Genomic DNA, 24,235 nt, shown 5'->3' on the forward strand with positions numbered 1-24,235 from the left:
GGGGGGGTGCGGCAGGGAGATATTTATTCTGCAAGCGGGCTTGGGCCTAGGAGGCTTTGATCGAATTGCCAAAGTCTGGGGGGTGTTCGCGACACCCAGCGTCGCTTTCGACGGGGCAGGGGGCAGCGATGCCGCCTAGTTTTCGGGGCATGAGTAAGCCCATGCCGAACCCTCCCGCCGCTTTTGCCCATTCCACTGTTGCGCCGGAGTTGGCCGTGCCCACCCATGCTGCGGGCGACCGGATTTTGCCGGGCATCTTGTTGATGCTGGCCTTTTGTGTGCTGGCACCCTTGCTTGATGTCAGTTCCAAATTGGCGGCCGAGGGCGGCATCCCGGTGGGCCAGATCACCGCAGCGCGGTTCGTTGTGCAATGCGCGCTGATCCTGCCGGTGGCTTGGCTCATGCGGGTGCCCATGCGTGTAAGCCCGCGCGCCTTGGCCCTTAGCGCTTTGCGGGCGGCCCTTTTGGTCTTCTCAACTTTTGCCTTCGTCTCGGGTGTGGCGGTGATGCCCTTGGCCGACGCCTTGGCCATTGTCTTCGTCGAGCCCTTCATCTTGTTGATCTTGGGCTATATCCTCTTTGGCGAACAGGTCGGGCCGCGTCGGATTGTTGCCTGCCTTGTTGGCTTTGGTGGCGCGCTCTTTGTCATCCAGCCTTCGCTGACCGCCTTTGGCTTGATCGCGCTTTGGCCCTTGGCCACGGCTTTTTCCTTTGCTTTCTATATGTTGGTGACACGAGAGCTTTCAAAGGTCATGCATCCTGTGGCCATGCAGGCTCATACCAGCTGGATTGGTGTGCTGATCTCTGTGCCCGTGCTTTGGTTCATGCAAGAAGGGCCGATCCCGGCCCTGCACAGTGTGATGCCCGAGGGCTGGCAATGGCTCTGGCTCTTTGGTGTCGGTTTTTGGGCCGCTGCCAGCCACGGTTGCATGACGCAAGCTTTGGCTTGGGCCCCGGCCGCAACATTGGCACCGCTGCACTATTTTGAAATCGTGATCGCGGTGATCTTGGGCTATCTGATCTTCGATGATCTGCCGAATGAGATGACCTTCACCGGCATCGCCATCGTGGTCGGCTCCGGCCTATATATCATCTATCGTGAGCGGCTGACCCATCGGACTCAGGCCAAAACGGCGCTGCCGCCAACGCTTTGATCGCAGCATCCAGCCGCTTGCGCGGCAGGATCGTCAGCATGCCGGGGCGGTTGAACGACATCCGCACCTCAGGGCGTGCCACCTTGTTCGAGGTGCCAATCATCGCATCCGGGGCGAACTCCAGCCCCTGTAGCGGCCAGTGCAGGCCTTCACTGCTGCCCTCCAGCCTGGTCATCGGGAAAAGCGACAGCGGATCGTCAGGGCAGAGCCGCAAGGCCAATTCTGGCGGGGCGGCAAAGGCGATATCCTTAGGGCCAATCACAATGCAGCGGTGATTGGGCAGCAGCACCAGCCCGTTCATCACCGCCAAACCATGATCCATGCGCGCGCCGGTGAAGCCGACTGCCAGCACCAGCGGCGCTTTGATCCTCTGCAAGGCTTTGACAAAATCGGTTCGATCTTGGGCCGGGGCAGGATGAAGACGGTCGGCAGGCAGTTTTCGCATCGTCTCGGACGAGATCGAATCGAAATCTCCAATCACCGCATCGGGCAGGATTCCAGCGGCCAGCAATCGGTCCGCGCCGCTGTCGGCGGCCACGGCCATCGGCGCCCGCGCCAGCGCCAAGCGCAGGTCGCGCCCCCCCAAAGCACCGCCGCCCACCAGCGTCACACCTTGGCTGTGTTGGACATTTGGCGCGATCACAAGGATACTATTCGAATTAAGGCAATCTGCGCGTGGTAGAACACAATCAATCCTTCAAATTACCCCGGTCTGTCCACGGATTCGGACAACGGCCGGGCCAGTATGGCCGGAATGAGTAGTGCGAAAGGCAAGCATCATATGCAAGGTGCAAGCAAGATCCTGACGGTTTCCTACGGCACTTTCAGCTGCACGCTGGAAGGCTTTGATGATCCGTTCAACACGATGCGTGCGATTGCTGAATACTTCCGGGATTTGGCTGCTGGAGACCGTTATTTCGGCGCAGAACCGCCGACGCCGGATGCCGCGATGCTGCACCGGATCGCCGAGCGCGAAGTGCAGCGCCGGGTCGAAGCGCGGGTCGAAGACAACAATGTGATTCTGCGCGCGGCCGAAGAGCCGGCGGCTGCCGCGATTGCAGCGCCAATTGTGGCAGAAAATGTGGCAAAGCCCGGCGCGGCTGAGACGCCCGTGGCAGAAGCCCCCGTGGCACAAGACCCCGTGGTTGAGCCGGCGGCTGAAACCGTTGCTGTTGAGCCGCTTGCGCCCGTAGATATTGCCGACGAGCTGCCCGAAGTGCCTGCCGCACCGGTCGAGCCTTTGGTTGCCGATGCGCCAGAGCCAGTCGAGCCGCCTGCGCGTCCCGCCTTGGCTGAGGTGATGCCAGAAGGCGTTGCGGTTAAGCTGGCACGGCTTCGTCATGCTGTGGCCCTCTCGGGCGCTGCGGCGGCGCCTGTTGCCGCAAACGGTGCGCTCCCGGTCGAGGATGCCGCCTCGGCCTTTGCGCCCAGCTTTGGCTCGGACGGCTTTGATGAAGAAGACGATGCTGATATTGGCGGCACTGCCGGCCTCGCGGAAGCTTTTGACGTTGCGAATGTTAAGCCTGAAGCTGCTTTCGTCGCGAAGGCCAGTGATGACGTGCAGGGCGATGCGGATGCGCAGGTTCTTGCACGGCTGGGCGGCTTGATGGTGGATGAGGATGAGGTGCTGGAAAGCACTGATTCCCTCGACGAAGACGATGAAATTGCTTTGCAGGATCGGGCTGAGCCTCCGACCGCTTCACCGCTGACCTTGGGCGATGAGGGCGTTGAGCTTGCTGATCTGATCGCAGAGTTGACGGGCAAGCCCGCTGCCGCCGCAGCCGGGGCTGAACCGGCCGCGCCAGAGGTGGAGACCGCCCCGTCGCAAGCGGCTGAATTGCAAGAAGACTGGGCCAGCGAGGCCTTTGCCGAGGATATTGAGCAAGAAGACGAAGAGCTCTTCGGTCTTGCTGCAGCGCCTGCGCCGGCTTGGCAGCATGAAGGCTCGCCCGATGTCGCCGATCTGGGCGATGACCTCGAAAGCGAGCTTTCCGCCGCGCTGTTTGACGATGCGGATGACGCCGCGCCAGAAGTCGTGACGCCCGTCGAAGAAGCTGAGGAGCCGCTGGCTGCGGCTTGGTCCGATGATGCGCAAGACATCGATCTGCAAGAAGTTGCTGGCGATGATACGGCGAATGAGGTTGATGCCGAACCCCTTGCGGCGGCTCAAGTTGAACCCCAATTTGCCGAACCGGTTGAGGCTGAAGAGACCGCTACCGTTGCACCAGCTCCCCATGATGCCGCCTTGGAAAAGGCGCAGCGGGCGCGGGCGCGGGTCATCAAGATCCGCCGTGCTGATGCGATGTTGCCGGAAACCGCTGATGAGCCAACCGCCTTCGTGGCGCCTGTGGCGGATCAGCCGGTCGAAGCTGACACCACCACCACGGCGCCCGATGAGGATATGACCCGGCTTCTGCGCCAAGCGGATGACGAGATGTCTGAGCCAAGCAACCGTCGCCGCCTTTCGGCGATCCAGCATCTGAAAGCCGCCGTCGCCGCGACCGTGGCCGAGCGTTTGGCTGGCGTGAAAGAGCCCTCGGACGCCGAGCGTGCCGATCCTTATCGGGCCGATCTGGCGCGTGCGGTGCGTCCGGTGCGTCCGCGCTCGAATGAGAGCGAGCGGACCCCGCGACTTGCGGCGACCAGCGAGCAACGTCTGATGTCCAGCACCAACCGGCCAGCGCCGCTGGTTTTGGTTTCAGAACAGCGCATTGACCGGAGCGCGGCCCCGTCGACGCCCGTGCATGTCGCCCCCGTGCATGTTGCCCCCGTGCGTCCGCGCCGGGTGGGCCGCGGTGGCGCTGTGGCGGCAGCCAGCGGTGGTGAGGCGTTGCAGGACGATTACGCTTTGGAGGCCGAACTCAGTGCGGCTTTGCTGGCGGATGAGCCCGCATTGCCCGAGCAAGCCGGCTCGGTGATGCAGGCCGATCTGGACCTCAACGCTTCGGAAGATGACGTTGAGCCTGCGCTGAATGCCGGCAATATCTTCGACGACAGCCGCGGTTTTGCCGAGTTTGCTGAACGGCTTGGCACCTCGAACCTGACGCAGATGCTTGAGGCCGCTGCCGCTTATGCAACCTGCTTTGGCAAGCGCGATCACTTCACCCGGCCCTATCTGATGCGTCAGGTCGAAGCCGGTCGGTTTGGTGACGGCTTCACCCGCGAAGATGGGTTGCGCGGTTTCGGCACTTTGTTGCGCGAGGGCCGCTTTGCCAAGGTTGGGCGCGGGCATTTCGTGCTGACCGATGATTCGACCTATCTGGCCGAGGCGCGGAAGATGGCGCGCTAAGTCGCCGCGACGGGCGATAAGAAAAAAGGCGGGCCCGAGTGGCCCGCCTTTTTCGTTTCATTCTTTCGAAGCCTCATCAGGATCGGCCTGACCGATCCCTGTGAAAATCTTGCGGAAGGGCAGGATCCAGATCAGCCCAAGCCCGACATAGACGACCAGCTCAGCCCAGATCGGCAGCCGCCCAAAGCTGCTGCCAAGCCAGTTCATCAAGCTGACCGCTGCGACGATATAGAGCGGCATGCCGACCAAAAGGATCAGCAATGCCAGTCGCTTGCGGGTCTTGTAGCGCAATGCCATCGGCTCAGTCAGCGAAAGGGTCGGTGACAAGGATGGTGTCGTCGCGCTCGGGGCTCGTCGACAGCATCGCCACCGGGCATTGGATCAGCTCTTCGATGCGGCGGACATATTTGATCGCAGCACCCGGCAGATCGGCCCAAGAACGCGCGCCTTCCGTCGATTCGCTCCAGCCTTCCATCTCTTCATAGATCGGCTTGCAGCGTGCCTGCTGATCGGCAGCGGTCGGCAGATAATCGATCCGCGCACCGTCGAGCTCATAGCCAACGCAGATCTTCAGGGTTTTGAACCCGTCCAAAACGTCCAGCTTGGTCAGCGCAATGCCCGAAACGCCCGAGGTGGCACAGGTCTGGCGCACCAGCACCGCGTCGAACCAGCCGCAGCGGCGCTTACGCCCGGTCACGGTGCCAAACTCATGGCCGCGCTCGCCCAAGCGCTGACCGTCTTCGTCGTGCAACTCGGCGGCGAAGGGGCCTTCACCAACGCGGGTGGTATAGGCTTTGACGATGCCAAGGACGAAATCGATCGCAGTCGGCCCAAGGCCAACGCCGGTGGCGGCTTGGCCGGCCAAGGTGTTGGACGACGTCACGAAAGGATAGGTGCCGAAGTCGACATCCAAAAGCGCACCTTGTGCACCTTCGAAAAGAATACGTTTTCCGGCCCGGCGCGCATCGGTCAGAACCTTCCAGACCGGCTTGGCATAGGGCAGAACTTTCGGAGCGATTTCCTTCAGTTGCGCGATCAGCGCATCCCGGTCGATCGGCTCCAGCCCAAGGCCACGACGCAAAGCATCGTGATGCGCCAGCAGGCGGTCCACGCGCAGCTCAACCGTCGCCTCATCGGCCAGATCAGCCACGCGGATGGCGCGACGGCCGACTTTATCTTCATAGGCCGGGCCGATGCCGCGGCCGGTGGTGCCGATCTTGGCCACACCGACAGCACCCTCACGCGCACGGTCCAATTCGCCGTGCAGCGGCAGGATCAGCGAGGTGTTTTCGGCGATCAACAGGTTGTCTTCGTTGATCTCAACACCCTGCGCGCGCAGCTTTTCGACCTCGGTGACAAGGTGCCAAGGGTCCAAGACCACACCATTGCCGATGACCGAAAGCTTGCCACCGCGCACGATGCCCGAGGGCAGCAGCGACAGCTTATAGACGGCGCCATCGATGACCAAAGTATGGCCAGCGTTATGGCCACCTTGGAAACGGGCAACGATATCGGCGCGCTCCGACAGCCAATCGACAATCTTGCCCTTGCCCTCATCGCCCCATTGGGCGCCCACGACGACTACGTTGGCCATTCGGGTCCGGTCCTTCGGTCTGGAAAATGCGTGGGGGGTATAGCCCCACCTGCGACCGGGGGAAACAAGAAAAACCGTCGCAGCTGAAAGCCGCCGCCCCGAGCCCTTGCGGTCAAGGCTCAGAACGTTCCGACAGCATCGCTCTGGCCTTTGTAATCGGCAGTCTCAGCGCAGTGCCCGCGCCCAAACGTCGCGCCGATTGGCTCAGCTAAAAGGCGTTTGCCGGAGCTGATTCCGGACCTCGCCTCCGCTATCTGCGACTTTCCCGTCTTTCAGACCAATAGATCCCCGCATGAGGCTCCCACAGTCAGACGAAGGCGCTGACGCCCTAGCCCAGCCCATCACCGCGCGCGAAAACCTAATAAATATACCGGATCTGCTCGGTCCAGAACCGCTCCATCCGCTTTAGGGCAGAGTTGATTTCATCCATCCCATTGATGCCGACCAAGGCGCGCTTTTCGATGATCTCGGCTTGGCGGGTGAACAGTTCGCCCAGTTGCCTGCGCACCGATGCGCCTTTATCGGTCAGCCGCACCCGCACCGAACGGCGGTCAATGTCTGAGCGTTGGTGGTGCATATAGCCCAAATCCACCAGCTTTTTCAGATTATAGCTGACGTTTGAGCCTTGATAGTAACCGCGGGTTTTCAGCTCCCCGGCCGTCACCTCATTCTCGCCAATGTTGAACAGCAAAAGCGCCTGCACCGAGTTGATCTCAAGGATATGCAGCCGCTCAAACTCATCCTTGATCACATCAAGCAACAGCCGGTGCAGCCGTTCGACCAGCGACAGGTTTTCCAAGTAACATGACAGGAACGCTTTTTGCGATCCGTCCAGAATGGTTTGATGAAGCGACATCCTCTTTCTCCGCCAGTTGGGAACAAAGAGAGAATCAGCACAAACCACCAATATTCGGTAAACTCGCACCGGATTTGCGGCAATTTCGCAGAAACTTCCGCAGCTCTGGCGGCCAGATTTAGCCGCGCAAACGCTTCACCGCGAAAGCCCCTAGATCGGCCAAAAGCCCAGTCGCCCAGCCGGGTGGGGTGCTTTGGCCCACAAGCCAGGCCATCAGATCTTGGTCATTCTCGTCCAAAAGCCGGTCGTAAAGTGCCAGTTGCTCCTCGGAAAGCCCGGCCAGATGCGCATCGGCCCAAGGGCCCATCACCAAATCCATCTCTTTGGTGCCGCGCCGCCAGCTGCGCATCCGCATCCGCTTAAGGCGCGCTTCAGCCGTTTCCTGCATATCCGATGTCCTTCGCGCTTGCCGCTGTGCTGGGGCGCTTCTAGAACGACAAGGCCCATATTTCCACCCATCCAAAGGATGCCCTCGATGGCGCTGCTCTCTGATACGCTGGCCCGTGTGAAACCCTCGCCGACCATTGCGGTCACCACCAAGGCGCAAGCGCTGAAGGCCGAAGGCAAGGATGTGATCGGCCTTGGCGCTGGCGAGCCCGATTTCGACACGCCCGAACATATCCGCGAGGCTGCCAAGCGCGCGATCGACGCGGGCAAGACCCGCTATACGGCGGTGGATGGTATCCCCGAGCTGAAGGCCGCGATCTGCGCCAAATTCCTGCGCGAGAATGGTCTGACCTATACACCTGCCCAAGTCTCGGTCGGCACTGGCGGCAAGCAGATCCTGTACAATGCGCTGATGGCGACCTGTAACCCGGGTGATGAGGTGATCGTGCCCGCGCCCTATTGGGTGAGCTATCCTGACATGGTGCTGCTGGCGGGTGGCACGCCGGTCGCGGTGGAATGCGGCATTGAGAGCAATTTCAAGTTGACCCCGGAAAAGCTGGAAGCCGCGATCACGCCGAAGACCAAGTGGTTCATCTTCAACTCGCCCTCGAACCCGACCGGGGCAGGCTATACCCGTGATGAGCTGAAGGCGCTGACGGATGTGCTGCTGCGCCATCCGCAGGTCTGGATCATGTCGGATGACATGTATGAACATCTGGTCTTCGATGATTTCGAATTCTGCACCCCGGCGCAGGTCGAACCCGCGCTTTATGACCGCACTTTGACCTGCAATGGTGTGTCGAAGGCCTATGCCATGACCGGCTGGCGGATCGGCTATGCCGCGGGCCCGGTGGCGCTGATCAAGGCGATGGCGGTGATCCAATCACAATCAACCTCGAACCCGTCTTCCGTCAGCCAATATGCCGCCTTGGAGGCTTTGACCGGCCCGCAAGACTTCCTTGGCGAATGGCGCAAGGTCTTCCAAGGCCGCCGCGATCTGGTGGTCTCGATGCTGAATGAGGCCAAGGGCATCACCTGCCCGAAACCCGAGGGCGCCTTCTACGTCTACCCCGATATCTCGGGCTGCATCGGCAAAGCCACCGCCTCGGGCACCGTCATCACCAATGATGAGGTCTTCGCGACGGCCCTTCTTGAAGAAACCGGCGTCGCCGTGGTCTTCGGCGCGGCCTTCGGGGTATCGCCAAACTTCCGCGTCAGCTACGCTACCTCGGATGAGGTTTTGCGCGAGGCCTGCGCCCGGATCCAAAGCTTCTGCGCAAGCTTGGTCTAAGCGCGGCGCGCGCGCCCCGCGTGGCTACGGGTCAGCGCGGGGCACAGCGTAAGGCGGTGAAGAGGCAATGAGGCATAATGGCTGACGATCTGCCGAACTACTATTTCCGCATCCGCGAAAACGGCGCGGCGGTGTTCAAGGTGGATACCGAGAACCGCCAGCGCCGGATCGAGCTGGATGAGATTGCGGTGGTCAACACCCGCAACGGCAATATCAAGCCGCATGGCGATGTGGCCCTAAGTCCCGAAGACCTTGCGGTGATCGGTGACTGGCTCACTGAACGCCGCGCCCAGCTTGAAGCGCGGGATGTCGATGACATCCTGCGCGCGGTGGATCATCTCAACCTCACGGCGCATTGGGCGCAGTCGCGCGCCACCGAGGCGCAGCTTGAGGCGATCACCGATAAGCTTCTCTTGGCGATGCATGATCTGCGCTCGGTTCTGGTGCGCAAAAAGGCCGAGCGTTTGATGAAGGGCGATGCCGAGGGCTGACCGCCGCGCCCTTGGCCGGCTGTGGATGCCTCCGGCGGGGATAATTAAGTTCTGAAAGAGAGGGCAGGGCAGTGCCCCATCTTTTGACCACGCCCCATCTCTGGCCATGAATGCAAAACGCGCGCCGGTCGGGGCGCGCGCTTTGGTCTTCGCAAGCCTTTAGGCTCAGATCTGCTTTTCTGGCAGCTGGACAACCAGACCATCCAAAGCCGGGGTGACCTTGATCTGGCAGGTCAGGCGCGAGCGCGCGGGATCGGGGTTCCAAGCGAAGTCGAGCATGTCTTCTTCCATGCTGTCCTTGGCCGGCAGCTTCTCGACCCAGGAAGGGTCGATATAGACATGACAAGTCGAGCAGGCGCAGGCGCCGCCGCAATCGGCTTCGATGCCGGGAATGCCATTGTCGCGCGCGCCTTCCATCACGGTCAGCCCATTGGCGACCTCGACCTCATGCCGTTTGCCGCTGTGTTCGATATAGGTAATCTTTGCCATAGCCTTGCGTCTGGGCCTCTTGCTGACTTGCCTGCCTGTTCCCTCTCGACTTAGGGCATATGATAGGCCTTTGCCAGAGGCAGGACGGCCTTACGGTGCGGCGCATCCTGCAAGAGGGGCGGCGCGTGCCCGGAATGCCACGCGGTCCGCTTCGCAAGGGCGGTGGGGCTATCGTCCTTTGCGGGTTGGCGGTAGGATGGAGGCCATTGGTCTGGCAAACGCTTGGCCCCCCTTAAAGAGCCCGGCACGCGGCAGATGTTCAAATCACTCCTGACCGCAAGCGTGCTGGCTTTGGCCTTGGCTGGTTGCATCGACACCGCCGGACCTTTGCCGGTGGCCGATTTCTCGGCCGAGATGATAAGTCGCAAAGACCCCGGGCCCCCGCCTGGCCCCAAAGGGGCTTGCTGGCAGGCAGACATCCGCCCTGCGGTGATCGAAACCGTGACCGAGCAGGTCATGGTCAAGCCCGAGAGGGTGCTTGCGGATGGCCGCATCGAACCTGCCGTCTATGGCAGCTCAACCCGCCAGCGCATCGTCTCGGACCGCGGCACGGTCTGGTTCCGCGCGCCCTGCGCGGCCGAAATGACGCCCGAGTTCATTGCGACGCTGCAACGGGCGCTCAAGGCGCGTGGCTTCTATCTTCTGCCTTTGACCGGCGTGATGGACCGGCCCACGCGCGACGCTTTGGGCCGCTATCAGCGCAGCCGCGGCCTCGACAGCGACCACCTCTCCTTGGCAGGGGCGCGCGAATTGGGGCTGATCGCGGTGGATCGGAGCAGCCTGTGAGCCTTGCACTCCAGCAGGCGGGCTATGAGACCGCGATCACGCAGCTTTGGGCGGGTCAGGCCGATGCCGCTCATGACATGGGGCATCTGCGTCGGGTCTGGGCCAATGCCCAAGCCATTGCCGCCTCCGAGCCGGGCGCCGATCTTGAGGTGCTTTTGGCCGCCGCCTATTTCCATGATGCGGTGAACCTGCCGAAGAATGCGCCCAACCGCGCCGCAGCCTCGCAACTTTCGGCCGATTGGGCGCGGGAGTATCTGAGCGGCACCGATTTCCCGGCCAAAAAGCTCGATGCTGTGGCGCATACCATTGCCGCACATAGCTTTTCCGCTGGGATCACACCCGAAACGCTTGAGGCGCAGATCTTGCAAGATGCCGACCGGCTTGAGGCTTTGGGCGCGATTGGCATGGCCCGGATGTTCGCGGTGACCGGCCAAATGGGCGGCGCGCTCTTTGACGCGGAAGACCCTTTGGCGACTGCCCGGCCCTTGGATGACAAGGCCTTTGCCTTGGACCATCTGGAGGTCAAACTTTTTCCCGTCGCCGCAGCCATGCAGACGGAAACGGGGCGGCGCATGGCTGCCGAGCGGGCTGATTTTATGCGCGGCTTTCGCGATCAACTTCTGACCGAAATCGGCTAGGGGCCGAGGGCCAGTCGCCCCCCGCGTTAGACCATGAAAAAAGGGCGGTCAGAATGCCCTGCCGCCCTTTATAACGCCCTGAACTCAGGCCTTATTTCGCAATCGACAAGGCCACGAAGCGCGGATCGCCATCACGGCGGATCAGCAGCAGGAGCGATTTGCGCCCGGCGGCGCGGGCCTCTTCCACCCGATCCTCAAGATCCTTCAGCCGCGCCACCTTTTGCTGGCCAGCTTCGGTGATGACATCGCCCTCGCGCAGGCCTTTGACAAAAGCCTCCGAGGCCGGATCGACCTTGCCAACCACCAAGCCGCTGTCACCGGCTTGCAGGCCCAATTGCCGGCGCAGCTGGTCATTCAAGGGCTGCAAGGTCAGCCCCAACAGCTCAAGCGAGCGTTTTTCTTCGCTGGGCTGGCCCGAGACCGGCCGGGGCTGGGCTTCGGCCTCTTCGCGGCGGCCAAGGGTAACTTGCAGCGTCTCGGACTTGCCATCGCGCAGCACGACCACCGGCACCGCCTCACCGATCGGGGCATCGCCGACGCGGCGCGTGAGATCTCCCGCATCGCCGACCGACTGGCCGTTGAAGGTGGTGATCACATCACCCGCCACAATCCCGGCATCCTTCGAGGGGCCGTCGGGCACATCGGTGACCAGCGCGCCTTTGGCCTCGCTCAGCCCCATCGATTCGGCGATATCCGGGGTGACATCTTGGATCCGCACACCAAGCCAGCCGCGCCGCGTCTCGCCAAATTCCTTCAGCTGATCCACGACCTTGGTGACCACATTCGAGGCCATCGAGAAGCCAATCCCGATTGAGCCGCCATTGGGCGACAGGATCGCGGTGTTCACGCCGACCACTTGCCCGTCCATATTGAACAAAGGCCCGCCCGAGTTGCCGCGGTTGATGGCGGCATCGGTCTGCAGATAATCGTCGTAAGTGCCTGTCAGTTCACGGTTGCGGGCCGAGACGATCCCGGCCGAAACCGAGAAGCCCTGACCCAAGGGGTTGCCCATCGCCACCACCCAATCGCCCACGCGGGCCAGATCCGAGTTGCCGAAGGTGACGAAAGCCAAGGGCTTTTCCGCTTCGACCTTCAAAAGTGCGATATCGGTCTTGGGGTCGGTGCCGATCAAAGTGGCGGGGAGTTTCTCACCGCCGAAGAACTCGATCAGGATCTCATCGGCGCCTTCGATGACGTGGTTGTTGGTGACGATATAGCCGTCCTCGCTGATCACGAAACCCGAGCCCAAGGCCTCGGACCGTTGCGGCTCGCCATTCGGGGCTTGGAATTGCTCGAAGAAATCTTCAAACGGGCTGCCTTCGGGCACCATCGGACCGCCCGAGGCGGGGCCGGAGACCATCGAAGAGGTGGTGATATTCACCACTGCCGGGCTGATCTTTTCGGCCAGTTCGGCAAAGCTTTCGGGGGCTGCGAAGGCGTAAGCCGGCGCGGTCGGGATTGCCAAAGCCAGCCCGGCGGCCAGCGCAAGGGCAGAGGCCAAAGAGGCGGTTCTGCGGCGGCGGGGAAGGGAAAGGGCTGCGGGCACGGGAAAAACTCCTCTTACATCCGTTGAGGCGGTTGCTCTGTCTGACAAAATTCAGCGCAGGAGTCGCCGTTGGCTGACAGAACAATTGGGCATTGAAAGAGGCAATGCAAACCCCCTCGCGCAGAATCAAGGCCTTGTGAAGGCATTTGTCATCTGGGGGAGGGGGATTGCCTCTAAGATCAAGGGCGACGGCGGTTGGTCCGTTGCAGGCGGTCAGAGGCCAAGTTCTAAATCGGGAAAGATAAAAAAGGGGCTGACGTGATGAATACCTTGCCACAGCACCATAAGGCAGCTTGCCATTGCGGCGCAGTGCAGTTTGAAATCCGCCTGACGGATGGGTTCAACACGATCCGGCGGTGCACATGCTCTTATTGCCGGATGCGCGGCGCCATTGCCGCCTCGGTGCAACTGGCAGATATCACCTTCGTAAAAGGTGAAGACAATCTGACGCTTTATCAGTTCAATACGAGAACCGCTCAGCATTACTTCTGCAAGACATGCGGGATCTATACCCACCATCAGCGGCGCTCAAACCCCAACCAATTTGGGGTTAACGTTGCCTGTATTGAAGGTGTCAGCCCGTTTGATTTTCCTGAAGTTCCGGTGATGGATGGCGTCTCGCACCCTTCAGATAGCACGGCTGGGCCTAAGATCGCTGGGGTCTTAAGGTTCAGCCCATCTTGATGGCAAGGGCTCCACGGCCTTCGGTCGATGGCCCGCCGGGGGCAGAAGCGCTCTAGATTGGCGTTCCAAAACTCCGCGCGGCCCAGATCAGGGCCACCCCGATCGCCAAGGAAACCAAGCCCAGCACCCGGCGGCGGTCGCGCGAGAGCGAAGCGAAGAAGCGCAGCACCTCTTCCATACGCGAAGGGGCCAGCGCAAGCGCCAGCCCCTCCACCACTAAGACCAGCCCAAAGGCCAGGATGACCCAAGTCACGGCGCGGTTGCCGGGGCAGGGGCGGCGCGGCCGCTTTCGCTGTTCAGATAGTCAAAGAACTCGCTGTCGGGCTGCATGACCATCGTCGAATTGCTGCCATTCAGCGACCGGCGATAAGCGTCGAGCGAGCGCATGAAGGCAAAGAACTCAGGGTCTTGGCCAAAGGCTTCCGCCAGCACCCGGTTGCGCTCTGCATCCGCCTCACCGCGCACCACTTCCGCGGTCCGACGGGCTTTCGAGGTTTCTTCCACCACGGTCCGGTCTGCCGCAGCGCGGACACGTTGCGCCGCTTCGCCACCGCGCGCCACTTCGTCTGCGGCTTCGCGTTCACGCTCGGCGCGCATCCGTGCATAGGTCGCGTTCAAGTTCTGCTCGGGCAAATCGGTGCGGGTCAGGCGCACGTCGATCACCGTCACACCCAGAGCCTCGGCCTCGCGGCGGGCGATGTCGCGGATCTGGTTGGTGAGGCCGGCACGGTCTTGGCTCAGCACGCGGTCTTGCGTGGTGTTGCCCAAAACCTCGGGGATGGCCTGCTGCAAGATGTTGCCCAAAAGCGTCTGCGCGCGTTCTTCGCCGCCCGAGCCGGTGGCCTGACGGAAGGCCTTCAGATCGGTGATGCGCCAGCGCGCAAAAGCGTCAACCACCAAGCGACGCTCACCCAGAAGAGTAACCTCGATCGGCGCGGTTTGCAGGCCCAAGATGCGGTCTTCGTAATAGACAACCTCTTGGATGAACGGGATTTTCCACCCCAGACCGGGGGTTTCTTTCTCCTGCACAATCTCACCGAATTGCAGCACGAGGCCCTTTTTCCGCTCATCCACGATGAAGACGGAGGACAGGAACAGCACCAAGACCACGAAGAGGGCCGGAAGAATATAGAACGCGCGCATCAGTTGCCCCCTTCGCTGGCCGAGCCACTGCCGCGGTTGCCCAGACGGTCAAGCGGCAGATAGGGCAGCACGCCGCCTTCGCCGGTCACCCCGTCCAAAATCACCTTGTCGACGCCGCTCAGCACCGTCTCCATCGCCTCAAGATACAGCCGCTTGCGGGTGATCTCGGGGGCTTTGACATATTCGGCATAGACCGAGTTGAAGCGGGCCGCTTCACCCTCGGCCGAGTTGATGGCTTGGGCGCGATAGGCTTCAGCCTCTTCCACCAGACGCGCGGCTTCACCGCGGGCGCCTGCGGTCACACGGTTGGCATAGCCATCCGCTTCTTTCTCAAGCCGGTCGCGCTCTTGCTGCGCATCTTGCACGGCGCGGAAGGCGGCGGCCACATCGGCCGGGGGCTGCGCACGGCGCAAGTTGACCCGGATCACTTGGATGCCAGCATTATACTGGTCCAAAGTGGTCTGCACTTGGGCGCGCAGATCGGCGGCAATCGTGCCGCGGTCCCGGTTCAAAATCGGCGAAAGCTCCGAGCGCGCGATGATGTCGCGCATCGCGCTTTCGCTGACCGCGCGGATGGTTTCCTCGGGGTCGGCGATGTTGAAGAGATAGGCTTCAGGATCGGCCACGTTCCAGACCACTTGGAAGCCGATATCCACGATGTTTTGATCGCGGGTCAGCATCAAAGCGCCGGTATTGCCATCGGCCGAGCCGATGTCGGTGGTCCGCTCGCCGGTGACTTGCACCTTTTCATAAGACACAACCGGCCAAGGCGCGAAGTTCAGACCCGGCTCACCCATGCCCGAGGCGCGGCCAAGCGTCAGCTCAACGCTGCGCTCTTCCGGGCGGACCGAGTAGAAGGACATGAACGCCCAACCGGCGATCAAAGCCAGCGCTGCCAGACCAAGGCCTTGCTTGGTGAACATCGGCCCCGGAGCCGGGCCGCGCCCGCCACCATTGCCACCGCCGTTGCGGTCGCGTCCGCCCATCAGCACGCGCAGCTGCTCTTGGCCCTTGCGCACCAGCTGATCGATCTCGGGGATCTGCGGATTGTCGCCCGGACGCCGAGTGCCATTGCGTCGATCGGCATCGTCGCGCCGACCTGTCTCATCACGCCGGTCATCGTCGCCGGGCCCTTGCCCGCCGCCGCTTCCCCAGGGACCTCCTGCCATGTGGCCAATTCCTCTCTGACTTTGGTTGCGTCTAACCTGTGCATCTGCACGGCAAATTCAAGCGCAACGCCGCCGAAACCTGCGCGATTGCGGGCGGCGAGCGGCTTTGTCGCAGCTTATTCTTCCTTAAGGTGGTTCCGGCGGTCCCGCAACCTTGGCAAAGCCCAAGCGCGGGCATGAAAACCCGCTCCTATAGGCCAAACCGATGACACCGCCGTGAGGTCTTAGCGCACCGGCTTGCGCATCGTCACCAATTCCTCGGCGGCGGTGGGGTGGACGGCGACGGTGCGGTCGAAATCCTCCTTGGTCGCGCCCATCTTAATGGCGATCGCGGCCAACTGGATCATCTCGCCCGCGCCTTCGCCAACGATATGGCAACCCAAGACTTTGCGGCTTTCCTTCGCCACCACCAGCTTCATCAGCATCCGGTCTTGCCGGCCGGCAAAGAGCGTCTTCATGGGCCGGAAGCTGGCGCTGTAGATCTCGATCTCACCGGCCTTGCGGGCCTCTTCCTCGGTCTGCCCAATCGCTGCAAGCTCGGGCTGGGTGAAGACGGCACTGGCCACCAGCTCGTGATCGGCCTTGCTGGGACGGGCGTTAAAGATCGTATCGGCGAAAGCATGGCCCTCGCGGATGGCCACCGGCGTCAGATTGATCCGGTCGGTCACATCGCCCACCGCAAAGATCGAGGGCACAGCCGTCTGGCTGTAGTCATCGACCTTGATTTCGCCCTTGGCTCCGATCTCAACGCCCAAAGCCTCAAGCCCAAGCCCTTCGCTATTGGGCAGCCGGCCGGTGGCGAAAAGCACCAGATCGACATCCTCAAATGCGCCCGAGGTGTCATAGGCGCGAATGCCTTGGGCGGTCTTTTCCAACCGGGCCACGTCTTTATGGCAGCGCACGTCGACGCCATTGGCCTGCATGGCCGAGGCCACATGGCTCCGCGCCTCATCATCAAAGCCGCGCAAGATCTGCTCGCCGCGGTAATACTGCGCAACCTCGACACCCAAATTGTTCAGAAGGCACGCAAATTCTGATGCGATATAACCGCCGCCGACCACCAAAGCGCGCTGGGGCAGGGCGTCCAACTTGAACATCTCATTCGAGGTGACACCCAGATTTGCGCCGGGGATATCCGGCACAAAGGCCCGCCCGCCGGTTGCGATCAGGATATGCTTTGCGCGGATCACCTCGCCGGTCGACAGCTCCACCCTATGCGCATCTTTCACCACGGCGCGGGCGTCATAGATCGTGACGCCGGCATTGGTCAGCGTGCCGCGATAGGCCGCTTCCAACCGGTTCAGCTCTACATCCAAAGTGGCGCGGAAATGCGACCAGTCAAAGCCGTGATGGTGCACATTCCAGCCATAAGCCTGCGCATCCGCCAAGATCGGCGCAAAAGCCGAGGCATTGACCATCAGCTTTTTCGGCACGCAGCCGCGGATCACGCAGGTGCCGCCCATCCGGTATTCCTCGGCCAGGGCGACTTTTGCCCCGCCTTCGGCCGAGGCAATCCGTGCCGCCCGAACCCCGCCCGAGCCGCCACCGATGACAAAAAGATCAACGTCGAATGCCATGCGCAGCTCCTGGGAAAAGATCAAAAAAGATATTCCACAGAGCCAAGCGAAAGGCCAGAGGCCGAGCGGTCAGCCTGCCCCCAAAGCAGGGGCAGGCCGCTTACATCACTTGCGCAAGATCTGCTCCAAAAGCACGTTGGTTTGCTGGGTGTTGCGGTAGATGCCGAAGAACAGATACAGCATCCCGCCCATGATCACGGCATAGATCAAGCCGCCGACCAACACCAAGAGCCCCTGAAAGAAGCCGCCTTGCGGGGCGAACATCATGCCAAAGCCAGCGATCACCACGGCCAAAACCATCAGCCCGACAAAAACGCCAATCAGCTTCTCGGACCAGTTGATAAAGAAATCACGCATTTATTTTAACTCCGTTGAAAAGAACCGGTCATTTAGCTGGACCGTAAAACCGCCCGGCAAGCAAGCGTGAACATGGCCGGCGGATCCCGCTGGCTTTCGTCCCTCGGGCCAAATGCAGAGTTTTGGCCCGAAGACGGCGTGGCAGAGCTTAGAAGCGGATGTTCATCCCCATCGCGATCTCGCTGTAATCATGATCGAAATCATAGGTCCATTGCGTCGTCTCTGAGGGCGGCGGGTAATGGAAGGTTGCGCTGCCGGTAACAAAACGGGTCATGTTGACCTCGGTGAAGGCCGAAAGACGCTCGGTCAGCCGATATTCCGCGCCAAGGCCCAGCGTCACCCCGACGCGATTGGCTTTCTCGCTGAAATCCACCTGATCCCATTCGAAATCGACGCTGCAATAGTCAAACCGGCCGTATGTGGCACCGGCGTTGGCGTAGACCATCAGTTTCGGCTGCACCGCATAGCCAATGGTCGCCGAAAGCGAGGTGACCGAGGTCATCTTAGTCGACAGGGTCTCATCGGTTTGCAGGTAGCTGTCGCCCGCCGAGCCGGTCTTCTGGTGGCGCAAGCGCAGGCCCAGAACCCGTGCGCCCGATTGTTGGCGCAGCTCGGTTTGGATGAAGCCATGGCGATGGCCGCCACCATAAATCCCGGACAGATAGAAGGGGGCAGCGCCTTGGGCCAGCGAGTATTGCGTCGTCTCAAGATCAAGATAGCTCGCCCCAAGGCCCAGATACATGCCGGACCAATCGCTCTCTTCGGCAAAGGCGGCAGTGGGGGATAGGGCAGGCGAGAGGGCGCAAACCGTCACGAGCGCCAAGCGAAGGCAGGGGTTGGGCACGGCGAAATCCTGTTAAGCTAAAGCTTGCAAATAAGATGCTGTGCAAAAGCGTTAACAAGTTAAGAGGGGCGCAATCAGCCAAGGATTGCGCGGGCCTGCATTTTTCGCGCGTGCATGTCGCGTGCCTGTCATGGGCCGCCGGGGTTCTGCCTGCATTTAAGGCAGAAAGGGGCGCTTTGGCCCCGTCCTTTCGGATCAATCGCGCCGCGGGCCTTCACCCGCAGCGCCCGCCGCACTTAGTCCAGATCGGTGAAGATATTGTCCGAGGGGGCGAATTCTACCCGATCCTCTTCCACAGTGCGGGTGTTAATATCGCGCACCACAGCGCGGCCATCAGCATGGCCAATGATGACGATATCGCAGATGTCGATGAAAAGCCCGTTCTCCACCACACCCGGGATCTGGTTCAAAACCAGCGCCAATTGGCGCGGATTGCCAATACGGTTCAGGTGCAAATCAAGGATGTAATTCGACTCGTCCGTGACCAAAGGCCGATCGCCCGTCATCCGCAAGGTGACATCGCGGCCCAGCACATCCATCGAGACCAAGGTCTCTTCCACCAAAGCCTTGGTGGTCTGCCAGCCAAAGGGGATCACCTCGACCGGCAGCGGGAAGGCGCCCAGCTGCACCACCTCTTTGGCGGCATCGGTGATCACGATCATCTGATCCGAAGCGGTGGCGACGATCTTCTCTTGCAGCAAAGCCGCACCGCCGCCCTTGATCAAGTTCAGGCTCGGGTCAAACTCATCCGCGCCGTCGATGGTCAGATCGAGCCATTTCACCTCATCCAACGTCGACAAAGGCACGCCAAGGCTGACCGCCAGCTCTGCGGTGCGGGTTGAGGTTGGCACGCCCACGACGCGCAAACCCTCTTCGCGGATCCGCTCGGCCAAGCAGCGCACCATCCATGCGGCGGTGGAGCCGGTGCCAAGGCCCAGCTTCATCCCATCTTGCACAAATCCAACCGCACGTTTCGCGGCAATGAATTTGGCTTTGTCGATAGGGTTAAGATCGGCGGGCATCGGCGCTTCCTTTCCGGCCTTGGACGGGTATGGCTCTCGATTAGCGCAAAGCCCGGCAGGGTGAAAGTTGCAATCGGTCCGTTGAGGGCATCGGCGCGCAACGACACAAAGCGCCACAGTCACGCATCGCCGGCCTGCGCGCGTCAGTCTCGACACCGCTTATGTCGGTTTCCACCTGTTTTGCCGCTGCGAGAGGGGCCATATACGCAGCATGGACCTGCGCATGCGGGCTCAGGGAAGGAGGCCGGATGCTGACGTTGCACTATACGCCCGACACTGCGGCTTTGCCGGTGCATATCATGCTCGAGGCGCTGGGCCTGGCCTACAAGCTGCGCCTGATCGACCGCGAGGGCGGTGAGCTGGCCAGCCCCAGTTACCGCGCGCTGCACCCCCTGGGCAAAGTGCCGCTCCTCGAGACCCCTGACGGCCCGCTCTTCGAGACCGCCGCCATCCTTTTGTGGTTGGCCGATCGCCATGCCCCCGGCACCTATGCCCCTGCGCCCGATGACATAGGGCGCGGTGACTTCCTCAAATGGCTCTTCTTCACCAGCTCAAACCTGCATCCGGCGGTGATGGAGCTTTTCTACCCCGAACGCATCGCCGGTGCGGCGGCGGTGGACGCTCTGCTGCCCCTTGCCAGCGCAAGGGCCAAAGCCGCGCTAAAGGCGCTTGAACAGGCCGCCCGCGCTGAGCCTGCGCTTTTCCCGCAGGACCGTCTGGCGCTCTTGCCGCTTTATGCCGGCACGCTGATGCGCTGGCTTGGCCAATTGCCACCAGACCACCCGGCACGGCTGCAAATCCAAGACTATCCCGCTTTGCGCGCCAGCCTTGCGGCCAGCGAGAGCAGCGCTGCCGCCCTCACAGTGGCCAAGGAGCAAGACCTTGGCGCGACACTCTTCACCCATCCCGACTGCTGAAAGTTTTAGCCAAATGTTCCTTTCCGTCTTCGATATGTTCAAAGTGGGGATCGGCCCCTCTTCCTCGCATACGATGGGTCCGATGGTGGCCGCCGCGCGGTTCTTGGACCAGCTGCGCGCCAGCCCGTTCCATCCCAAAGGGCTGAAGGCGTCTTTGCATGGCTCCTTGGCCTTCACCGGGGTCGGCCATGCCACCGACCGCGCCACCATCCTCGGCCTCGCCGGTTTCGCGCCCGAGACCTATGATGCGACCAAGGCCGATGCCGCGCTGGCCCGCATCCATGAGACGCAAACCATCGAAGTCGAAGGCCTGCCGCCGTTGCATTTCGACCCCAAGGCCGATCTGCTCTTCGACTACGGCCCCGCTTTGCCCGGCCATGCCAATGGCATGATCCTGAAGGCGACCGACGGCGAAGGCGATGTGATCTTCCAAGAGACCTATTACTCGATCGGCGGCGGCTTCGTGCTGACCGCAGCCGAGATGGCCGAGGCTGGTGGCACCAAGACGCGCGTCAAAGCCGATGTGCCTTATCCTTTCTCCACCGCCAATGAGATGATGGAAATGGCCCGCGCCTCGGGCCTTAGCGTTGCGGCGATGAAACGCGCCAATGAGTTGAAATTCCGCACTGCGGCCGAGCTGGACCAAGGCATGGCGCGGATTTGGGAGGTGATGAACGCCTGCATCTCGCGCGGGATGGAAGGCACTGGGATCCTGCCCGGAGGCCTCAAAGTCCGCCGCCGCGCCAAGGGCATCCATGATGCGCTGATGGCCGAACGCGGTCTGAACCTTGTCGCGCCGCATACGATCAATGACTGGATGAGCCTTTATGCCATGGCGGTGAATGAAGAAAACGCCGCCGGGGGCCAAGTGGTCACCGCGCCCACCAATGGCGCCGCTGGGGTGGTTCCGGCGGTGATCCGCTATTGGCTTGACCATGTGCCGGGGGCCTCGCCCTCGCGGGTGGGGGAGTTTCTTCTGACCGCCGCTGCCATCGGGGGCTTGTGCAAATACAATGCCTCGATCTCGGGCGCCGAATGCGGCTGTCAGGCCGAGGTCGGCTCGGCCTCTGCCATGGCCTCGGCGGGTCTTGCGGCGGTGCTGGGGGGCACGGTGGAGCAGGTGGAAAACGCCGCCGAGATCGCGCTGGAGCATCACCTTGGGATGACCTGCGATCCGATCAAGGGCCTCGTGCAGGTGCCCTGCATCGAGCGCAACGGTTTGGGTGCGATCAAGGCGGTCTCCGCCGCCTCGCTTTCCTTGCGCGGCGATGGTCAGCATCTCGTCAGCCTTGATGCTTGCATCGAGACCATGCGCCAGACCGGCCATGACATGCATGAGAAGTATAAAGAAACCAGCCTTGGTGGCTTGGCCGTCAACGTGCCGAACTGCTGATCCAAATGCGCGCCTTTCAGGCGCAAGCTTTTGTCTCGCCTCTGGCGCGTCCGCGCCAACCGGCTCGTCTCGCCTTCGGCTCGGTTTGCCTCCGGCGGGGATATTTAAGGTCTGAAAGAGAGCGGACTGCTGCCTCTTTCAGAATGAAAATATCCTCGGGAGGGGCGGCGAAAGCCGCGGCCAAGCGCCGCCTTAATTGGTTTTGCGCCGCGGCAGGAAGGGCAGGGGCGTGACCGCAATGCCGTCATCGAGCAGCTTGCGGGCCTCTTCGGGTTTGGCCTCGCCATAGATCGAGCGGCCGGGGGTCTCGCCCTCATGCATCGCGCGAGCTTCGGATACGAAATTGCCGCCGACATATTCGGAATTGGTCTCGATATGGCGGCGCATCTCGGCCAGCGCCTTTTCCAGTTCAGATTGCGCGGCCAAGGGGGCAGCTTCGCTGGGCGCCTCGGCCCGCGCTTTGGCGGCCTCTGCCCGGCGCGAGGGAGAGACGGCAGGCGCCATCAGCCCTTTGCTGACCTTGGCATCGCCGCAGATCGGGCAAGAAAGTTGGCCCGCGCGCAACAGCGCATCAAAGGCATCTGCGTTTTGAAACCAGCTTTCAAAGCTGTGGTCTTGCGCGCAGGAGAGGGCGTAGCGGATCATCTGGTCTTTCCCCCCAAGGCGAAAAGGTCGGGGTCAAGAGAATCTAGTCGATGGCGCGGCAGGTGCAAGGGTGTGATCACGCGAGCGTCGGTCACCTTCACGGCGCGGCTCTTTGGGCAAGTGGCATTAGCCCTCTGCCGCGTCGTCCTGCGGCATGAAGGAGAGGATCAACTGCCGCAGATCCGGCTCATCCACCTTTTTGGCGGCCTTTTCTGGCGCAAACCATTTGCGGCGGCGCTGGCCCTTTTCGGGATAGGCGCTGGCCAAGCGGTCCACCTTCAGCGGGAAGACCTTGACCACGCAAGGCACGCTTTTGCCGCCGTCGAGCACTTTGCGATAGGCAAAGAAGCCCACCGCATCGTCATTGGGCTCGCCCTTGATGCCCGCCTCTTCCCAAGCTTCTTGCGCAGCAGCACGGGAATCGGTCAGGCCCTGCATCCGCCAGCCTTTGGGGATCACCCAGCGCCCAGTGTCGCGGCTGGTGATCAGCAAAACCTCATGCCCCTTACCCTGAGGGCGCCAGCACAAGGCGCCGATCTGGTCACGGGTGGACATCGCGCAGGGGCCCTCGGCGGCTGCCGCGCGCATAATCTGTTTTTGAAGCTTTCCCACGTTTCTGCCTGCCACATTTGGCCCCTGCTGACGGGGGCTTCTTCATTGCGCCCAGCTAAGCATGATTAAATGTGAAGCAACAGCGCTCTTGGCGGATTTTCGCCAAATGTCGCATTTCGGCGACGTATTTTGCCGGTTTTTGCGGCGCAACCCGCAGTGACAGCCCCGCCAAGGCCGCTCCCAAGCGCTGCCCCGTCCGCTTTCTTGACAAGGCCCCCCGCCTTTGCGACCACGGGGGCCGAAGGAGCCCCATCCATGTCCAATGAAATCACCATCGCCGGCCGTAAAATCGGCGCCGCTCATCCGCCCTTGGTGATTGCCGAGATTGGCATCAATCACGGCGGTGATCTGAACGTTGCCAAAGAGATGGTGCGCCTCGCCGCCGCTGCGGGCTGCGAGATGATCAAGCATCAGACCCATATCTTGGAAGATGAGATGACGGATGAGGCGAAGTCGATCTTCCCGCCCAATGCCGATGTCTCGATCTGGCATGTGATGGAGCGTTGCGCGCTGAGCTTGGACGAAGAGGCAGAGCTGAAGCGCTATTCCGAAGAGCTTGGCATGATCTGGATCTCGACGCCCTTCAGCCGGGCGGCGGCGGATTACCTCGAAAGCTTGGATGTGCCGGCCTATAAGATCGGCTCGGGTGAGGCAGACAATCTGCCGCTCATTCGCCACATCGCCCGCAAGGGCAAGCCGGTGATCCTGTCCACGGGCATGCAAACCATTGAAACCCTTCGCGCCTCGGTCGAGATCCTTGAGGCATCGGGCGTGCCTTACGCGCTTTTGGAATGCACCAACCTTTATCCCAGCCCGGCTGAGATCGTGTCCTTGCGCGGCGTGACCGACCTCAAAGAAGCCTTCCCGAACGCGGTTGTCGGCTTTTCAGACCATTCGATCGGGCCGGAGATGGCCTTGGCCTCGGTGGCTCTGGGGGCCTCGATCCTTGAGCGGCACTATACCGACACGCGCTATCGCAAGGGCCCTGATATCATCAATTCGATGGACCCGGCCGAGTTGCGCCTTTTGATCGACCGCTCGAAAGAGATCTGGATCGCGGCCAATAACCCCAAAGAGCGCTCGGCCCCGGAAGAAGACGTCTACCGCTTCGCCCGCGGCTCGGTCGTGGCCGATGCCGATCTGCCCGAGGGCCATGTCATCACCGAAGCCGACATCTGGGCCCGCCGCCCCGGCTCGGGCGAGATCGCGGCCTATGACTTCGACAAAGTGGTCGGCAAACGCCTGAACCGCGCGGTGACGCGGAATACGCAGTTGAAGTGGGAGTATCTTGGGTGATGACTGCTCCGTTCGATAGCGAGGCCGTTTCGTTTCACGGCCTTGATCCGGTGAG

The 24,235-nt window shown here is 61.8% G+C and carries 26 protein-coding genes; 10 read left to right on the forward strand and 16 right to left on the reverse strand.

The window, feature by feature from the left end:
* The first annotated feature begins 161 nt into the window (after window positions 1-161).
* The gene (locus tag Q9295_RS05185; RefSeq protein WP_306679446.1) at window positions 162-1,154 is read left to right on the forward strand and encodes a DMT family transporter; all 993 of its coding nucleotides are present in this window, start codon (window positions 162-164) and stop codon (window positions 1,152-1,154) included.
* On the opposite strand, the gene Q9295_RS05190 is transcribed toward Q9295_RS05185, so the two are convergent.
* A complete protein-coding gene (locus tag Q9295_RS05190; protein WP_306679447.1) occupies window positions 1,090-1,797 on the reverse strand; it encodes a thiamine diphosphokinase in 708 nt (235 codons plus the stop codon). The genes Q9295_RS05185 and Q9295_RS05190 overlap by 65 nt on opposite strands.
* A gap of 138 nt (window positions 1,798-1,935) precedes the next feature.
* On the opposite strand from Q9295_RS05190, the gene Q9295_RS05195 reads away from it, so the two are divergent.
* The gene (locus Q9295_RS05195; RefSeq protein WP_306679448.1) at window positions 1,936-4,443 is read left to right on the forward strand and encodes a hypothetical protein; all 2,508 of its coding nucleotides are present in this window, start codon (window positions 1,936-1,938) and stop codon (window positions 4,441-4,443) included.
* A gap of 57 nt (window positions 4,444-4,500) precedes the next feature.
* On the opposite strand, the gene Q9295_RS05200 is transcribed toward Q9295_RS05195, so the two are convergent.
* The 4 genes from Q9295_RS05200 to Q9295_RS05215 form a co-directional block, all read right to left on the reverse strand.
* Window positions 4,501-4,740: a DUF2842 domain-containing protein gene (locus Q9295_RS05200; protein ID WP_306679449.1), complete on the reverse strand. Its 240-nt coding sequence runs from the start codon at window positions 4,738-4,740 to the stop codon at window positions 4,501-4,503.
* Between the two features lie 4 nt (window positions 4,741-4,744).
* Complete coding sequence (locus tag Q9295_RS05205) at window positions 4,745-6,037, reverse strand: adenylosuccinate synthase (protein ID WP_306679450.1); 1,293 nt, start codon at window positions 6,035-6,037, stop codon at window positions 4,745-4,747.
* Window positions 6,038-6,395: 358 nt separating this feature from the next.
* Window positions 6,396-6,893, reverse strand: a complete 498-nt coding sequence (locus Q9295_RS05210; protein ID WP_306679451.1) for a MarR family winged helix-turn-helix transcriptional regulator — start codon at window positions 6,891-6,893, stop codon at window positions 6,396-6,398.
* Window positions 6,894-7,011: 118 nt separating this feature from the next.
* On the reverse strand, window positions 7,012-7,281 hold the full coding sequence (locus Q9295_RS05215) for an FAD assembly factor SdhE (RefSeq protein ID WP_306679452.1): 270 nt from the start codon (window positions 7,279-7,281) through the stop codon (window positions 7,012-7,014).
* Window positions 7,282-7,368: 87 nt separating this feature from the next.
* Here Q9295_RS05215 and Q9295_RS05220 point away from each other — a divergent pair, with 87 nt between their 5' ends.
* Window positions 7,369-8,571 carry a pyridoxal phosphate-dependent aminotransferase gene (locus Q9295_RS05220; RefSeq protein ID WP_306679453.1) on the forward strand — a complete coding sequence of 401 codons (1,203 nt, stop codon included), beginning with the start codon at window positions 7,369-7,371 and terminating at the stop codon, window positions 8,569-8,571.
* A 77-nt stretch (window positions 8,572-8,648) separates the two neighbouring features.
* Window positions 8,649-9,062, forward strand: coding sequence for a hypothetical protein (locus Q9295_RS05225; protein ID WP_306679454.1), 414 nt, complete (start codon window positions 8,649-8,651; stop codon window positions 9,060-9,062).
* A gap of 165 nt (window positions 9,063-9,227) precedes the next feature.
* On the opposite strand, the gene Q9295_RS05230 is transcribed toward Q9295_RS05225, so the two are convergent.
* A complete protein-coding gene (locus tag Q9295_RS05230; RefSeq protein WP_306679455.1) occupies window positions 9,228-9,551 on the reverse strand; it encodes a 2Fe-2S iron-sulfur cluster-binding protein in 324 nt (107 codons plus the stop codon).
* A 255-nt stretch (window positions 9,552-9,806) separates the two neighbouring features.
* Between Q9295_RS05230 and Q9295_RS05235 the strand changes: the two genes are divergently transcribed.
* Window positions 9,807-10,337 (forward strand): peptidoglycan-binding domain-containing protein, encoded by a 531-nt coding sequence (locus Q9295_RS05235; protein WP_306679456.1) that lies wholly within the window; start codon window positions 9,807-9,809, stop codon window positions 10,335-10,337.
* Entirely contained in the window at window positions 10,334-10,975 is a 642-nt protein-coding gene (locus tag Q9295_RS05240) for an HD domain-containing protein (RefSeq protein ID WP_306679457.1), read from the forward strand. The genes Q9295_RS05235 and Q9295_RS05240 overlap by 4 nt, the downstream gene beginning before the upstream one ends.
* 91 nt (window positions 10,976-11,066) lie before the next feature.
* Here the strand turns inward: Q9295_RS05240 and Q9295_RS05245 are convergent, their stop codons facing one another.
* Window positions 11,067-12,521 (reverse strand): Do family serine endopeptidase, encoded by a 1,455-nt coding sequence (locus tag Q9295_RS05245; protein ID WP_306679458.1) that lies wholly within the window; start codon window positions 12,519-12,521, stop codon window positions 11,067-11,069.
* Window positions 12,522-12,782: 261 nt separating this feature from the next.
* On the opposite strand from Q9295_RS05245, the gene Q9295_RS05250 reads away from it, so the two are divergent.
* Window positions 12,783-13,205, forward strand: a complete 423-nt coding sequence (locus Q9295_RS05250; protein WP_306679601.1) for a GFA family protein — start codon at window positions 12,783-12,785, stop codon at window positions 13,203-13,205.
* A 52-nt stretch (window positions 13,206-13,257) separates the two neighbouring features.
* On the opposite strand, the gene Q9295_RS05255 is transcribed toward Q9295_RS05250, so the two are convergent.
* From Q9295_RS05255 to rpiA, 7 genes are all read right to left on the reverse strand, one after another.
* Window positions 13,258-13,458, reverse strand: coding sequence for a DUF2065 domain-containing protein (locus tag Q9295_RS05255; RefSeq protein ID WP_306679459.1), 201 nt, complete (start codon window positions 13,456-13,458; stop codon window positions 13,258-13,260).
* Window positions 13,455-14,351 (reverse strand): protease modulator HflC, encoded by an 897-nt coding sequence (hflC, locus tag Q9295_RS05260; RefSeq protein ID WP_306679602.1) that lies wholly within the window; start codon window positions 14,349-14,351, stop codon window positions 13,455-13,457. Before hflC ends, Q9295_RS05255 begins: the two co-directional genes overlap by 4 nt.
* A complete protein-coding gene (gene hflK, locus Q9295_RS05265) occupies window positions 14,348-15,517 on the reverse strand; it encodes an FtsH protease activity modulator HflK (RefSeq protein WP_306679460.1) in 1,170 nt (389 codons plus the stop codon). Before hflK ends, hflC begins: the two co-directional genes overlap by 4 nt.
* 224 nt (window positions 15,518-15,741) lie before the next feature.
* Window positions 15,742-17,094: a glutathione-disulfide reductase gene (gene gor, locus Q9295_RS05270; protein ID WP_306679461.1), complete on the reverse strand. Its 1,353-nt coding sequence runs from the start codon at window positions 17,092-17,094 to the stop codon at window positions 15,742-15,744.
* A gap of 105 nt (window positions 17,095-17,199) precedes the next feature.
* Window positions 17,200-17,451, reverse strand: a complete 252-nt coding sequence (locus Q9295_RS05275; protein WP_306679462.1) for a hypothetical protein — start codon at window positions 17,449-17,451, stop codon at window positions 17,200-17,202.
* 148 nt (window positions 17,452-17,599) lie between these two features.
* Window positions 17,600-18,295, reverse strand: a complete 696-nt coding sequence (locus tag Q9295_RS05280; protein ID WP_306679463.1) for an outer membrane protein — start codon at window positions 18,293-18,295, stop codon at window positions 17,600-17,602.
* 236 nt (window positions 18,296-18,531) lie between these two features.
* Window positions 18,532-19,317, reverse strand: coding sequence for a ribose-5-phosphate isomerase RpiA (gene rpiA, locus Q9295_RS05285; RefSeq protein WP_306679464.1), 786 nt, complete (start codon window positions 19,315-19,317; stop codon window positions 18,532-18,534).
* 248 nt (window positions 19,318-19,565) lie between these two features.
* On the opposite strand from rpiA, the gene Q9295_RS05290 reads away from it, so the two are divergent.
* A complete protein-coding gene (locus Q9295_RS05290; protein WP_306679465.1) occupies window positions 19,566-20,234 on the forward strand; it encodes a glutathione S-transferase family protein in 669 nt (222 codons plus the stop codon).
* Between the two features lie 13 nt (window positions 20,235-20,247).
* On the forward strand, window positions 20,248-21,627 hold the full coding sequence (locus tag Q9295_RS05295; RefSeq protein WP_306679466.1) for an L-serine ammonia-lyase: 1,380 nt from the start codon (window positions 20,248-20,250) through the stop codon (window positions 21,625-21,627).
* 192 nt (window positions 21,628-21,819) lie between these two features.
* On the opposite strand, the gene Q9295_RS05300 is transcribed toward Q9295_RS05295, so the two are convergent.
* Entirely contained in the window at window positions 21,820-22,272 is a 453-nt protein-coding gene (locus Q9295_RS05300) for a DUF1178 family protein (protein WP_306679467.1), read from the reverse strand.
* Window positions 22,273-22,398: 126 nt separating this feature from the next.
* Window positions 22,399-22,827, reverse strand: a complete 429-nt coding sequence (locus Q9295_RS05305; RefSeq protein ID WP_306679468.1) for an NUDIX hydrolase — start codon at window positions 22,825-22,827, stop codon at window positions 22,399-22,401.
* A gap of 312 nt (window positions 22,828-23,139) precedes the next feature.
* Between Q9295_RS05305 and Q9295_RS05310 the strand changes: the two genes are divergently transcribed.
* Entirely contained in the window at window positions 23,140-24,180 is a 1,041-nt protein-coding gene (locus Q9295_RS05310; protein ID WP_306679469.1) for an N-acetylneuraminate synthase family protein, read from the forward strand.
* Window positions 24,181-24,235 lie beyond the last annotated feature (55 nt).

The organism is Pseudogemmobacter lacusdianii, from assembly GCF_030848395.1.
GTDB lineage: Bacteria > Pseudomonadota > Alphaproteobacteria > Rhodobacterales > Rhodobacteraceae > Pseudogemmobacter > Pseudogemmobacter lacusdianii.